The organism is Streptomyces sp. TBY4, assembly GCF_024213195.1.
Lineage (GTDB): Bacteria > Actinomycetota > Actinomycetes > Streptomycetales > Streptomycetaceae > Streptomyces.
Window position 1 is genome coordinate 1 of record NZ_JANAVF010000030.1, and the last position, 13,186, is coordinate 13,186.

At 70.6% G+C, this 13,186-nt stretch carries 11 protein-coding genes and 1 riboswitch; of the genes, 10 read left to right on the forward strand and 1 reads right to left on the reverse strand.

Annotated features, from left to right (window positions below):
• The first annotated feature begins 183 nt into the window (after positions 1 to 183).
• The 10 genes from NLX94_RS37815 to NLX94_RS39535 all read left to right on the forward strand — a co-directional run bounded on the left by NLX94_RS37815 (position 184) and on the right by NLX94_RS39535 (position 11,641).
• On the forward strand, positions 184 to 774 hold the full coding sequence (locus NLX94_RS37815) for a CDP-alcohol phosphatidyltransferase family protein (protein ID WP_250745186.1): 591 nt from the start codon (positions 184 to 186) through the stop codon (positions 772 to 774).
• Between the two features lie 99 nt (positions 775 to 873).
• Positions 874 to 3,369 (forward strand): mannose-1-phosphate guanyltransferase, encoded by a 2,496-nt coding sequence (locus tag NLX94_RS37820; protein WP_254387831.1) that lies wholly within the window; start codon positions 874 to 876, stop codon positions 3,367 to 3,369.
• 145 nt (positions 3,370 to 3,514) lie between these two features.
• On the forward strand, positions 3,515 to 4,417 hold the full coding sequence (locus NLX94_RS37825) for a DUF881 domain-containing protein (protein ID WP_254387832.1): 903 nt from the start codon (positions 3,515 to 3,517) through the stop codon (positions 4,415 to 4,417).
• Positions 4,414 to 4,746: a small basic family protein gene (locus NLX94_RS37830; protein ID WP_112452698.1), complete on the forward strand. Its 333-nt coding sequence runs from the start codon at positions 4,414 to 4,416 to the stop codon at positions 4,744 to 4,746. Before NLX94_RS37825 ends, NLX94_RS37830 begins: the two co-directional genes overlap by 4 nt.
• Before the next feature lie 5 nt (positions 4,747 to 4,751).
• Positions 4,752 to 5,654, forward strand: coding sequence for a DUF881 domain-containing protein (locus NLX94_RS37835; protein ID WP_254387834.1), 903 nt, complete (start codon positions 4,752 to 4,754; stop codon positions 5,652 to 5,654).
• Between the two features lie 483 nt (positions 5,655 to 6,137).
• Entirely contained in the window at positions 6,138 to 6,677 is a 540-nt protein-coding gene (locus NLX94_RS39215) for an FHA domain-containing protein (protein ID WP_302171634.1), read from the forward strand.
• Positions 6,678 to 6,696: 19 nt separating this feature from the next.
• The gene (locus NLX94_RS37845) at positions 6,697 to 7,470 is read left to right on the forward strand and encodes a MerR family transcriptional regulator (RefSeq protein ID WP_254387835.1); all 774 of its coding nucleotides are present in this window, start codon (positions 6,697 to 6,699) and stop codon (positions 7,468 to 7,470) included.
• 107 nt (positions 7,471 to 7,577) lie between these two features.
• Positions 7,578 to 8,051, forward strand: coding sequence for a bifunctional nuclease family protein (locus tag NLX94_RS37850; protein ID WP_250745191.1), 474 nt, complete (start codon positions 7,578 to 7,580; stop codon positions 8,049 to 8,051).
• Positions 8,052 to 8,231: 180 nt separating this feature from the next.
• Entirely contained in the window at positions 8,232 to 8,891 is a 660-nt protein-coding gene (locus tag NLX94_RS37855) for a MerR family transcriptional regulator (protein ID WP_254387836.1), read from the forward strand.
• A gap of 113 nt (positions 8,892 to 9,004) precedes the next feature.
• On the forward strand, positions 9,005 to 11,641 hold the full coding sequence (locus NLX94_RS39535; RefSeq protein WP_254387837.1) for a DNA polymerase IV: 2,637 nt from the start codon (positions 9,005 to 9,007) through the stop codon (positions 11,639 to 11,641).
• A gap of 841 nt (positions 11,642 to 12,482) precedes the next feature.
• Here the strand turns inward: NLX94_RS39535 and NLX94_RS37865 are convergent.
• Positions 12,483 to 12,848 carry a PRC-barrel domain-containing protein gene (locus tag NLX94_RS37865; RefSeq protein ID WP_254387838.1) on the reverse strand — a complete coding sequence of 122 codons (366 nt, stop codon included), beginning with the start codon at positions 12,846 to 12,848 and terminating at the stop codon, positions 12,483 to 12,485.
• A gap of 119 nt (positions 12,849 to 12,967) precedes the next feature.
• Positions 12,968 to 13,066, forward strand: a riboswitch (glycine riboswitch).
• The last annotated feature ends 120 nt before the right edge of the window (positions 13,067 to 13,186 follow it).

A 13,186-nucleotide genomic window follows, 5' to 3' on the forward strand; every position in this document is an offset into this window, starting at 1 on the left:
GTACTGCAGGGGGGACCCTGTGGGAGAGTAGGACGCCGCCGAACAATCATTGTGGGAAAGCCCCGCACCAACCCGTTCAGGGTTCGGTGCGGGGCTTTTCTGCGTTTACGGGGCGGTGCACCCGCTCCTGTAGGGTCAGGGTGCATCGTTCGACATTTCTACAGTCACAGTGGAGGCCCCCGGGTGGAGGTCCAGGAGACTCGGGTTCAGACTGACCGAATTTTCACCATTCCGAACATCCTGAGCATGGCGCGCCTCGCAGGCGTACCCCTGTTCCTGTGGCTGATCCTGGCCGAGCACGATGGCTGGGCTCTTGCCGTCCTCATGCTCAGCGGGATCAGCGACTACCTCGACGGGAAGCTGGCACGGCGCTGGAATCAGATCAGCAGCCTCGGCCGGCTGCTGGATCCCGCCGCGGACCGGCTCTACATCCTGTCCACCCTGTTCGGACTCACGTACCGCGAGATTCTGCCGCTCTGGCTCACCGGGGCGCTGCTCGCGCGCGAGCTGATGCTGCTGGTCATGGTCTGGATCCTGCGCCGGCACGGCTATCCGCCGCCCCAGGTGAACTTCCTCGGGAAGGCCGCGACCTTCAACCTGATGTACGCGTTCCCCTTCCTCCTGGTGAGTACCTGGTCGGGTTGGTTGGCCTGGATGGGGTCAGTTTTCGGATGGGCGTTCGCAGGATGGGGTACAACGCTCTATTGGTGGGCAGGAGTCCTTTACGTGGTGCAAGTCCGCCGGCTCGTCAAGGCGGACGCCACGGCCGATTGAGCTCGCTCGGCGCCTGACTGACGCGGGGGAGTGGTCCAGTCACCGTCCGGGACGGGTGAGGTCGGCTAGACGCCGTCTCTCAAGGAGGACTCTTCCGACATGAAGGCCGTCGTGATGGCTGGTGGCGAAGGCACTCGGCTTCGCCCCATGACCTCAAGCATGCCCAAGCCGCTCCTGCCGGTGGCGAACCGGCCGATCATGGAGCACGTGCTCAGGCTGCTCAAGCGGCATGGGCTCAGCGAGACCGTGGTCACCGTGCAGTTCCTGGCCTCACTCGTGAGGAACTATTTCGGTGACGGCGAAGAGCTCGGGATGGAGCTCACCTATGCCAACGAGGAGAAGCCACTCGGCACCGCCGGCAGCGTGAAGAACGCCGAGGAGGCTCTGAAGGACGACACGTTCCTCGTCATCTCCGGCGACGCGCTCACCGACTTCGACCTCACCGACCTGATCCGTTTCCACAAGGAGAAGGGCGGACTCGTCACGGTGTGCCTCACCCGGGTGCCGAACCCGCTGGAATTCGGCATCACGATCGTGGACGAGGAAGGGAAGGTCGAGCGTTTCCTTGAGAAGCCGACGTGGGGCCAGGTGTTCTCGGACACCATCAACACCGGCATCTACGTCATGGAGCCGGAGATCTTCGACTACGTGGACGCGGACGTCTCGGTGGACTGGTCCGGAGACGTCTTCCCCCAGCTGATGAAGGAAGGCCAGCCCATCTACGGCTACGTCGCCGAGGGCTACTGGGAGGACGTCGGCACCCACGAGAGCTACGTCAAGGCCCAGGCCGACGTGCTCGAGGGCAAGGTCCAGGTCGACATGGACGGCTTCGAGATCTCCCCCGGCGTGTGGATCGCCGAAGGGGCCGAGGTCAGCCCGGACGCGGTGCTGCGCGGACCGCTGTACATCGGGGACTACGCCAAGGTCGAGGCCGGGGCGGAGATCCGCGAGCACACCGTCGTCGGATCGAACGTCGTCGTGAAGAGCGGTGCGTTCCTGCACAAGGCAGTCGTGCACGACAACGTGTACATCGGGCCGCACAGCAACCTCCGAGGCTGTGTCATCGGCAAGAACACGGACATCATGCGGGCCGCCCGGATCGAGGACGGGGCCGTCATCGGCGACGAGTGCCTCGTCGGCGAGGAATCGATCATCCAGGGGAACGTGCGGGTCTACCCCTTCAAGACGATCGAGGCGGGCGCCTTCGTCAACACCTCCGTCATCTGGGAGTCCCGGGGTCAGGCACATCTGTTCGGGGCGCGCGGGGTCACCGGGATCCTGAACGTGGAGATCACCCCGGAGCTGGTGGTCCGGCTGGCCGGTGCCTACGCCACGACCCTGAAGAAGGGGGCCACGGTCACCACGGCCCGCGACCACTCCCGGGGCGCGCGAGCGCTCAAGCGGGCCGTGATCTCGGCGCTCCAGGCCAGCGCCATCAACGTCCGGGACCTGGAGAACGTACCGCTGCCCGTGGCGCGGCAGCAGACCGCGCGCGGCAGCGCCGGCGGCATCGTGCTGCGGACCTCGCCGGGAGTGCCCGACTCGGTCGACATCATGTTCCTCGACGAGCGGGGGGCGGACCTCTCCCTCCAGCAGCAGCGCAAGCTCGACCGGGTCTACGCGCGCCAGGAGTACCGGCGCGCGTTCCCCGGGGAGATCGGTGACCTGCAGTTCCCGGGAAGCGTTTTCGACGCCTACACCGGTTCGCTGCTGCGGCGCGTGGACACCACCGGGATCGCGGACTCCGGACTCAAGGTGGTCGTGGACGCCTCCAACGGCAGCGCCGGTCTGGTGCTGCCCAGCCTGCTGGGCCGGCTCGGGGTGGACGCCCTCACGGTCAACCCGGGACTCGACGAGTCCCGGCCCACCGAGACCGCCGAAACCCGCCGGGCGGGGCTGGTGCGGCTCGGGGAGATCGTGGCCTCCTCGCGGGCGGCCTTCGGAGTGCGCTTCGACCCGGTGGGCGAGCGGATCTCCCTCGTGGACGAGCGCGGCCGGATCATCGAGGACGACCGGGCGCTGCTCGTGCTGCTCGATCTGGTGGCCGCGGAGAAGCGCAGCGGCAAGGTGGCGCTGCCGGTGACCACGACCCGGATCGCCGAGCAGGTGGCGGCGTACCACGGGACGCAGGTGGAGTGGACGACGACCTCGCCCGACGATCTGACCCGGGTGGGCCGGGCGGAGAACACCATCTTCGGCGGTGACGGGCGGGGCGGATTCATCGTCCCCGAGTTCAGCAGCGTCTTCGACGGCTCGGCGGCCTTCGTGCAGTTGATCGGGCTGGTGGCGCGGACGCAGCTCACGCTGAGCCAGATCGATGCCCGGATCCCGCGGGCGCACGTGCTCAAGCGGGACGTGCCGACCCCGTGGGCGGTGAAGGGGCTCGTCATGCGGCGGGTCGTGGAGGCGGCCGGGGACCGGCAGGTGGACACCACCGACGGGGTGCGGGTGGTGGAGGCCGACGGGCGGTGGGCCCTGGTGCTGCCGGATCCGGCGGAGGCTGTCACCCACCTGTGGGCCGAAGGACCCGACGACGTGTCCGCGCAGGCTTTGCTGGACGACTGGGCCGCGGTGGTGGACGGCGCCGGGCACTGAGCCGCCCTCGGGGGAGGGCTTAGCCGGGAGACGTAGCCCGGAACGGAGCGGCGGGGGCCGGACGTCCGGTGGAGCGGGCGGGGCGTGGGCCCCGGCCGGTCCGCCGGACGTCCGCATTCGGTGGGAGCGGCGCCGACATGCGACGATGTGCGGCATGTCGCAGCCGTCCCACCACCGCAGTTCGGCACCTCCGGCGCGGCCGGACGCCTCCATGTCGCTGCTGACGCACGTGATGGACCACTCCCTCGACGAGGGCTACGCGGAGGCTTCGGCCCGGCGCGCAGCCGAGGGCACGTCCGGCCTGCCGCGGACCCTCAAGGCCAAACTGGGTCTCGCCGCCGGGCTCGTGCTCGCCGCCATGGTCGTCACCCTGGGTGCCGCGCAGGCGCGGGCGACCGCGCCGGTGCTGGCCAAGGAGCGTCACGAACTCATCGACCGGGTCGAGCGGGCCGACGCGCACGCGGACGGTCTGGAGCGGGACATCGAGCGGTTGCGGGACACCGTCGCCGCCCGGCAGCGCGAGGCGCTCAAGCAGTACGGCGGCGAGCAGGGCCAGCTCCTGGCGCTGCTGTCCGGGGCCACGGAGGTGCACGGGCCCGGGATCAAGCTGACGGTGGACGACGCGAAGGGCTCGACCACCGGGGACGGCTCCGCGCCGCGCGAGAGCGCCGGATTCTCGGACACCGGACGGCTCCGCGACCGCGACATGCAGAAGATCGTCAACGGGCTGTGGCAGTCGGGGGCGGAAGCGATCTCCATCAACGGGCAGCGGCTGACGTCGCTCTCGGCGATCCGGGCCGCGGGTGACGCGATACTGGTCGACAACAGGCCGCTGGTGCCGCCGTACGAAGTACTGGCGATCGGCGACAAGAAGCGCCTCGGGACCACCTTCCAGGACTCCGTGGACGGCCAGTACCTGCACGTGCTGCAGGAGAACTACGGCATCCGCTACTCCTTGTCGTCCGAGGCCGAAATGCGTCTTCCGGCCGCGTCGAGCCTGACGGTACGTACGGCTACAGCAGTAGAGCAGCAGAAGGGTGCATCGTGATCGCGGTACTGGGCCTCGTGGTCGGAGTGGTGGTCGGACTTCTCGTCCGGCCCGAAGTGCCGGCCGTGGTGGAGCCTTATCTGCCGATCGCCGTGGTCGCGGCGCTGGACGCGGTGTTCGGGGGCCTGCGCGCGATGCTGGACGGCATCTTCGTGGACAAGGTCTTCGTGGTGTCGTTCCTGTCGAACGTGGTCGTGGCGGCGCTGATCGTCTTCCTCGGCGACAAGCTGGGGGTCGGCTCGCAGCTGTCCACGGGTGTGGTCGTCGTTCTCGGCATCCGCATCTTCTCCAACGCGGCGGCCATCCGCCGGCACGTGTTCCGGGCGTGAGGCCGATGAGTACGAACGACACCCCGCCCGAGGAGCCCGGGTCCGCGGCACAGCGGCCGAAGGCGCAGCCCCCGCTGGAGCCGCCGGCCGGGCCCGTGGGCCACGGGCCGGAGTCCGGGGCCGGTGAGGCGACCGGACCTCAGCAGGCCGGGCCCCAGCAGAGCGGGCCTCAGCAGAGCGGAGCCGAGCAGACCGGCCGGCAGCGGCTGGCGGCCGGGTTGTGGCCGCCGAGGGTGAGCCGTGCCCAACTGATCGTTGCGGTGCTGCTCTTCGTCCTGGGGCTCGGCCTGGCGATCCAGGTACGGTCGAACAGCGACTCCAGCGCGCTGCGCGGCGCCCGCCAGGAGGACCTCGTACGGATCCTCGACGAGCTGGACGGGCGGACCAAGCGCCTGGAGGACGAGAAGCAGAAGCTCGACGACCAGCGCAGGGAGCTGGAGAACAGCTCCAACCAGGCCGAGGAGGCCCGGAAGCAGACCGTGGAGAAGGAGCGCCAACTCGGGATCCTGGCCGGTACGGTGGCCGCGCAGGGGCCGGGGATCGTGCTGAAGATCACGGACCCGAAGGGCCAGGTGTCTTCGGACAAGCTGCTGGACACCCTCCAGGAGCTGCGGGCGGCCGGGGCGGAGGCGATCCAGATCAACGGCGTGCGGATCGTGGCGGACTCGTACTTCTCGGACGAGGAGGACGGGGTCGCGATCGACGGTAAGAAGATCACACAGCCCTACGAGTTCAAGGTGATCGGCAAGCCGCAGGACCTGGAGCCGGCGCTCAACATTCCCGGTGGCGTCGTCCAGTCGCTGGAGAAGGAGCAGGCCGTCGTGAGCGTCACACGTCCGGCGAAGATCGTTGTGGATGCCTTGCGGGCTGCGAAGCAGCCTGACTACGCTCGGTCGTCATCGTCGTGATGCGGGAGGTGCGGGAGACCGGCTCACGCGGGCGAATGCCTGCGGGGGGTCGAGGCACCGAAGTCGCGGTGCGTGGTGGAAACTGTCTGATGGTTACGGACGTTGTAAGTATGTCCGGGTCGGCAGGTGTTGCATTCGGAGTTCGTCCTGCCCCACGGGCGGGTCTGTTTCGGTCAAGGGGAATCGCCCGTGAAGTTGTTTGAGAAGTTGTTCGGCAAGAAGAACCGCGAGGAGAGCGGTGCCGCCAGGCACCGTGCGGGGCACGGGGACGTGGAAGGGCAGGGCGACCGGCCGCTCTTCCGCGACGAGGTCGCCGGGGCGGGTGACATTTCGGGCGCGCACGGCGCGTCGGCTGTTGACCCTGCCGGTACCGGACGCATAGGTTTCGGTGAACCATCAACCTCAAGTACGGGTGGAGGGTTTGCCCCCGACCCGTATGCCACCAATGCCTCCGCGGGGCAGCCGCGGCGCGAGGAGCCGTCCATGTCGGCCGAGCAGATTTGCAGCAGGTGCGGGCACCGCAGCGATGCGGCGAGCCGGTTCTGCTCCAACTGCGGGGCGCCGCTGCGGGCGGGTCTGACGCCGGAGCGTGCCTCGGAGACCACGTCCACCATCTCGATCTCGGGCCTGGAGGCCTACGAGGCCGAGGTGTCGGGACAGACGCACGTGTCGTCCTCGCTGTCCCCCGAGGCCCAGGCCGCGGTGGAAGCGCTGCCGCCGGGCTCCGCTCTGCTGATCGTGCGGCGCGGCCCGAACTCCGGCAGCCGCTTCCTCCTGGACGGCGAGCTGACGACGGCCGGCCGGCACCCGCAGAGCGACATCTTCCTGGACGACGTCACTGTCTCCCGGCGCCATGTCGAGTTCCGCAGGAGCCACGACGGTTTCACCGTCGCCGATGTCGGCAGCCTCAACGGCACGTACGTGAACCGTGAACCGATCGACTCCGTCGCCCTGCACAACGGCGACGAGGTGCAGATCGGCAAGTACCGGCTGGTCTTCTACGCGAGCCTGCGGGGGCACTGACCCTTCAAGGGAAGGTCCCATGCTGCGTATCCCGGCAGGCGGTGCCGCCAAGAGCGGCACCGCCACCGCCGCCTCCTCCGGCGTGCGGCTGGTGAGCATCGGCACGGTGCTCACGATGCTGCGTGACGAGTTCCCCGAAGTCACGATCTCGAAGATCCGTTTCCTGGAGGCCGAAGGGCTCGTCGAGCCCCGGCGCACACCTTCCGGATATCGCAAGTTCAGCACCGACGACGTGGAGCGGCTCGCCCACGTCCTGCGGCTCCAGCGCGACCACTACCTCCCGTTGAAGGTCATCCGCGAGCAGCTCGACGCGCTCGCACGGGGTGAGCAGATCCGCATCCCGGCGCCCACGGCGCACGGGGAGTCCGTCGACCCCGCGAGCCCCGTCGCCCTCTACGGCGAGGTGGGCCGGGAGCGGCCGACCGTGGCCCGGGTGGGCCGGGCCGAGCTGATCGCCGCCGCGGAGGTGGACGAGGTCCAGCTCGTGGAGTGGGAGTCGTACGGGCTCATCACGGAGGCGCCCGGCGGTGGTTTCGACGCCGAGGCCGTCACCGTGGCCCGTCTGGTGGCCGATCTCGGCCGATTCGGTCTGGAGCCGCGCCACCTGCGGGCGATGAAGGCCGCGGCCGACCGGGAGGCCGGTCTGGTGGAGCAGGTCGTCTCGCCGCTGCGCCGGCACCGCAATCCGCAGACCAGGGCCCATGCGGAGGCCACCATGAAGGAGCTCGCGGGGCTCTCCGTACGGCTGCACGAGGCCCTCGTACAGACTGCTCTCGGGGTGCGGCTGCGTTGATCCCGAGGGGTTTTCGGGCCGACTTCGGCCGAGTTCTGAGGGGCTCCGGGGCAGGCTTGGGGGAGCCCGACTACCCAAACCTGCCGGGCAGGTCCTAGGGTTGCTGTGTGAACGAGCTCGACGTTGTGGGTGTCCGGGTGGAAATGCCCTCGAACCAACCGATCGTGCTCCTGCGTGAAGTGGGAGGCGATCGGTACCTCCCCATCTGGATCGGACCAGGGGAGGCGACCGCCATTGCCTTCGCGCAGCAGGGCATGGCCCCTGCCCGGCCGCTGACGCACGACCTGTTCAAGGACGTGCTGGAGGCGATCGGTGAGGAGCTCACCGAGGTCCGGATCACGGATCTGCGGGAGGGCGTTTTCTACGCGGAGCTCGTCTTCGCCAGCGGAGTCGAGGTGAGCGCGCGGCCTTCCGACGCCATAGCGCTCGCCCTGCGGACCGGGACGCCGATCTTCGGCAGCGACGGCGTGCTCGACGACGCCGGCATCGCGATCCCGGACGAGCAGGAGGACGAGGTGGAGAAGTTCCGCGAGTTCCTCGACCAGATCTCGCCGGAGGACTTCGGCACCGGCCCGCAGTGAGGCGCGGGTCGCGCCGTCCTCCCGGATATTTCAGCCCATTCGAGTAGCCTTTCCCCGCAATGGGGTACGGGAAACCACTCTCAGGGTGATTATCACTCGGCGTGCCGAGTGTGGCGATCGTTGACGCACCCCTGGTGACTGCCTACCTTCAAGATGGCAGGTCAAGGACGGAGGGTCGGCGTGAGAGTCACGGGCGACGGTATGACCGGGGGCATCCCCGCACGGAGTGACGGTGGGCCGTACCCGCTGCACGGTGGTGCGGTGAACTCCGCGCGCCGTCAGCCGGAGCACCCGCCGGTCGGTTCGGTGGGGCCGGTGGGGCCCCAGGGCGGCGAGTCGTCCGCACCCGAGCAGGTCGGATACCGGGGGCCGACGGCGTGCGCCGCGGCCGGCATCACCTACCGGCAGCTCGACTACTGGGCGCGCACCGGGCTGGTGGAGCCCACGGTGCGGCCGGCCTACGGGTCGGGGACGCAGCGCCTGTACAGCTTCCGGGACGTGGTTGTCCTCAAGATCGTGAAGCGCTTCCTGGACACCGGGGTGGCGCTGCAGAACATCCGCACCGCCGTGCAGCACCTGCGCGACCGGGGCTTCTCCGACCTGGAGCGGATGACGCTGATGAGCGACGGCGCCACCGTGTACGAGTGCACCTCTCCGGACCAGGTCGTCAGCCTGCTCCAGGGGGGCCAGGGCATCTTCGGGATCGCCGTGGGCGTGGTCTGGCGCGACGTCGAGAACGCCCTGTCGCAGCTGCACGGGGAGCGCGTGGACACGGGCGAGACCGTGGTCGGGCACAACCCGGCCGATGAGCTGGCCGCGCGGCGGAACAGGGCCGTCTGAGGTTCGCCCCGCCCGGGGGGTGGGGTCGGCCTTCGTGGCCGTGGCCCTGTTCGCGGCCGTGTTCGTGTTTGCGTTCGGGCCGATTGTCAGTGGTGTAGGGCAGCATCGGAGCTGTGAGAGCCGCGCCGACCATCCTGCACCTGGACATGGACGCCTTCTACGCCTCCGTGGAGCAGGCGTCGAAGCCGAGCCTGCGCGGCAAGGCCGTCATCGTCGGCGGGCTCGGGCCGCGCGGGGTCGTCGCCACCGCCTCGTACGAGGCCAGGCGCTTCGGGGTGCACTCGGCCATGCCGATGGCCCAGGCGCGGCGGCTCTGCCCGAACGGCGCGTGCCTGGTTCCGCGCTTCAGCCTGTACCGCGAGGTCAGCGACACCGTCATGGGGATGCTCCGGGAGCTGTCCCCCCTCGTGGAGCCGCTGAGCCTGGACGAGGCCTTCGTGGACCTGGAGGCAGGCGGGGTCGCCTTCGACGCGAAGACGGCGCGGGCCGTCGGTGAGCGGCTGAGGGCCGACATCACCGCCGTGACGGGGCTGAGCGGGTCGGTGGGGCTCGCGGGGTCCAAGATGCTCGCGAAGGTCGCCTCCGAGGAGGCCAAGCCCGCCGGGCTGCTCCTGATCGAGGTCGGCACGGAGCGGGCGCACCTCGCGCCGATGTCCGTACGGACCCTGCCCGGGGTGGGGCCGGCCACGGGGGAGCACCTGCGGCGGGCCGGGATCACCACGGTGGGGGAGCTGGCGGCGGCCGGCGAGGACGAGCTGGTCCGGATCGTGGGGCGCTCGCACGGGGTCGGGCTGTACCGGATGGCACTGGGCGTGGACGAGCGGCCGGTCGTCGCGGAGCGCGACGCGAAGTCCGTCTCCGTGGAGGACACCTTCGACATGGACCTGCACGACCGGGTGCGGATCCGCACCGAGGTGCAGCGGCTCGCGGACCGGTGCGTGGAGCGGCTGCGGGGGTCGGGGCACTCGGGGCGGACCATCGTGCTCAAGGTTCGGCGGTACGACTTCTCCACGCTGACGCGGTCGGAGACCCTGCGGGGGCCCACGGACGACCCGGTGGTGGTGCGGGAGGCGGCGGCGCGGCTGCTGGAGGCGGTGGACACCACGGGTGGGGTGCGGCTGCTGGGGGTGGGGGTGACGGGGCTTGCGGACTACACGCAGGAGGATCTGTTCGCCTTCGCCGACGCGATGGCTGCGCGGGCTGGGGCGGGTGGGGATCTGGGCCCGGATGGGGGCCCCGGCACGGGTGGGACCTCGGGCACGGGTGTGGATCGTGATGGTGGGGCTGCGCCGTTCGGTGGGGGTGCTGGGCAGGGACCTGGGTCCGGGCAGGACGAGCGTGCCGGGCGGGGCTCGGGCGCCCCGGAGGGCGGGGAGTCCGGCCAGGGGCTGAGTGAGGGCGCTGGGCGCGTGCAGGGTGCTGGGCAGGGCCAGGGCGTCGGGCAGGGGCAGGGCGCCGGGCAGGGCCAGGGTGCTGCGCAAGGACAGCGTGAGGGTGCTGGGCAGAGCGCTGGGCCGCCCGGACAGGGTGAGGCCGCTGAGCTGGGGGTGGGTGACGGATCCGGGGAGGGGGAGGGCCGCGGACCGGGGAAGACTGTCTGGCCGGGCCAGGGGGCGGGTGAAGGGCTGAGCGGGGCTGCTGGGCAGGGGTTGCGTGGATCTGAGGTGGGGGCGAGCGCTGGGCCGGCGGAGGCCGTCCAGCGGGGCTCGAAGCGTGGCCGGGTGGTGAGTGAGGCTGTTGGGGAGGGTCTGGGGGCGGGTGAAGGGCTGAGTGAGGCTGTTGCCGGGCAGGGGCAGGGGCAGGGGCAGGGTGGTTGGGCTGGGACGGGGGAGAGCTCGGGGCCAGCGGAGGCCGCCCGGCAAGGCCGGGGACATGGCCAGGTGCTGGGTAAGGCCGCTGGGCGGGATCAGGGGGCTGGGCAAGGGCTGAGTGTGGCTGCTGCCGGCCAGGAGGCTGGGCGGAAGCCGGGCGGAGCCGCCGGGCCGGGGCGCGGGGCTGGGCAAGGGCTGAGTGAGGCTGCTGGGCCAGGGCTGGATGGTGGACCTGAGGGTGCCGGACGGGGTCAGGATGCCCAGCAGGGCCAGGGCCAGGGCCAGGGCCAGGGCCAGGGCCAGGGCCAGGGTTCGGGTCAGGACCAGGGCCAGGGTTCGGGGCAGGACCAGGGGTCGGGTTCGGGTCCGGGTCAGGACCAGGGCCAGGGTTCGGGTCAGGACCAGAGCCAGGGTTCGGGTCAGGACCAGGGGTCGGGTTCGGGCCCGGGGCAGGGCCAGGGTTTGGGTTCGGGCCAGGGTCCGGGGCAGGGCCAGGGGTCGGGTTCGGGCCCGGGGCAGGGCCAGGGTTTGGGTTCGGGCCAGGGTCCGGGGCAGGGCCAGGGGTTGGGTTCGGGCCAGGGCCAGGGCCAGGGCCAGGGCCAGGGCCCGGGCCCGGGGTTGGGTTCGGGCCAGGGCCAGGGGCCGGGGCAGGGCCAGGGCCAGGGTTTGGGTTTGGGGCCGGGGGTGGTGGTTGGGCAGGGGCTTGGGGGTGGTGACGAGGTGGTTGGGCGGCGGTGGTCGGCCGGGAGTGATGTGCGGCATGCGGTGTACGGGCCGGGGTGGGTGCAGGGCAGTGGGGTCGGGCGGGTGACCGTACGGTTCGAGCAGCCCGGATCCGAGCCGGGGCGGGTGCGGACGTTCATGGTCGACGACCCGGAGCTGGAGCCGTCCGATCCGATGCCGTTGGTCGGGGACCCGGCGGCTTCCGAACGGGCCTGAGGCTGGAGGTGCCGTGCGGTGCCGGCTGTGCCTGGTGAGGTGTTCGCTGCGCGGGTTGCCGGGGCCGGGTCTTGATGGTGGCCCGGGGCTCCGGGCACCCGCGGCAGGCGCCTGAGATCGGCACGACCAGGAGCCACTGCCGGGCAGGGGCCGTAGGCACCCGTCGGCGGCAGCGCACACCCCGCGCCCCTCCGGACACCCGCGGCAGGCGCCTGAGACCGGCACGGGCGGGAGCCACTGCCTGGGCAGGCACCACCGGCACCGATAGGCGAGACGGGCAGGGCCCGCAGGAAGCGGGCAGGCGGCAGCAGCGACCCCACCTGAACGCTGGCACTCGGGCACCGAACCCGGCTGCGCCCGGCAGTAGGGGCAGGGCGGCAGTGCCTGGGGGAGGGCGCCGGGTGGCCACGGCCCTGCCCTGGCCAGGGCGTGGCGTCGGCGGTGCCTGCTGGTCGTGTTCCGACCGAGGGGCTGAGGGCTCCGTGCGCCATCGCCTCTGGCCGTGTTGCCGGCAGGAGGTCTGAGGGTCTTGGGGACCGTCCTGAGCCGTGTGCTGTCAGGTGGCTGCTCGTGGGTGTTCGGGCGTAGGGGTGCTGGTGGGTGAGGTGGGGGTTCTGACCGGCCCGTCCTTGGCGCAGCCGTCAGCCGTCAGCCGTCAGCCGTCAGCCGTCAGCCGTCAGCCGTCAGCCGTCAGCCGTCAGCCGTCAGCCGTCAGTCGTCAGCCGGGCCCGTGCCTCGGGCCGGGCCTGAGGCAGGTGGCAGCTTCGGGGTGCGGGTGTTGGAGGCTGCGGCAGTCCTGGTCGTGTCGTGTGTGTGGGGCGGCGGCGGTAGTGGCGGGGGGTTAGGGGGTGTCCTGGGTTTTGTGGCCGAAGTCGTGGTGGAAGTCTGTGGGGAGGGTCAGGTCCAGGCCGTAGTGGTGGTAGAGCTGGAGTTCCTGTTCGGGGGAGAGGTGGCGGCCCACGCCGAAGTCGGGGGCGTCCCTGATGAGGGAGCGTTCGAAGGGCACGCGCAGGGTGTCGCCCACCATCTCGCTGGGCTCCAGGGGGACGAAGGCGTCCCGGCTGAAGAGGCCGGTGCGTACGGCGGCCCATTCCGGGATGCCGGTGGCGTCGTCGAGGTAGACCTCGTCGACGGTGCCGATCTTGGTGCCGTTGCGGTCGAACGCCTTGCGGCCGATCAGGCTGCGGGGATCGATGTCGGTCTGCACGGTCCGGTCCCTCCATTTGGTCGCAACTCCTCCGTAATGACTACAGAAGTGCATTTTTGGAGAGGGGGCCACTCGAGGGAGGGGGCCAGATCCTCGCTGGTAGGCTGGGTTACGGCTGTTGACCCTGTGCGGGAGAGTCCTCCGAGTGAGTTCGACGGAGGCGCCGAAGGAGCAAATCCTCCCCGGAATCTCTCAGGCATACGTACCGCACGTGGTGAGGCCACTCTGGAAAGCAGGTGCGGGTACCGGGCGCGCAGTGCCGGTCCCTCTCCTCACCGACGGTGAAAGCCGGACCTCGTGGGCGATCCCCGCGCGGTTCGGTGAAGCTCTCAGGTTGT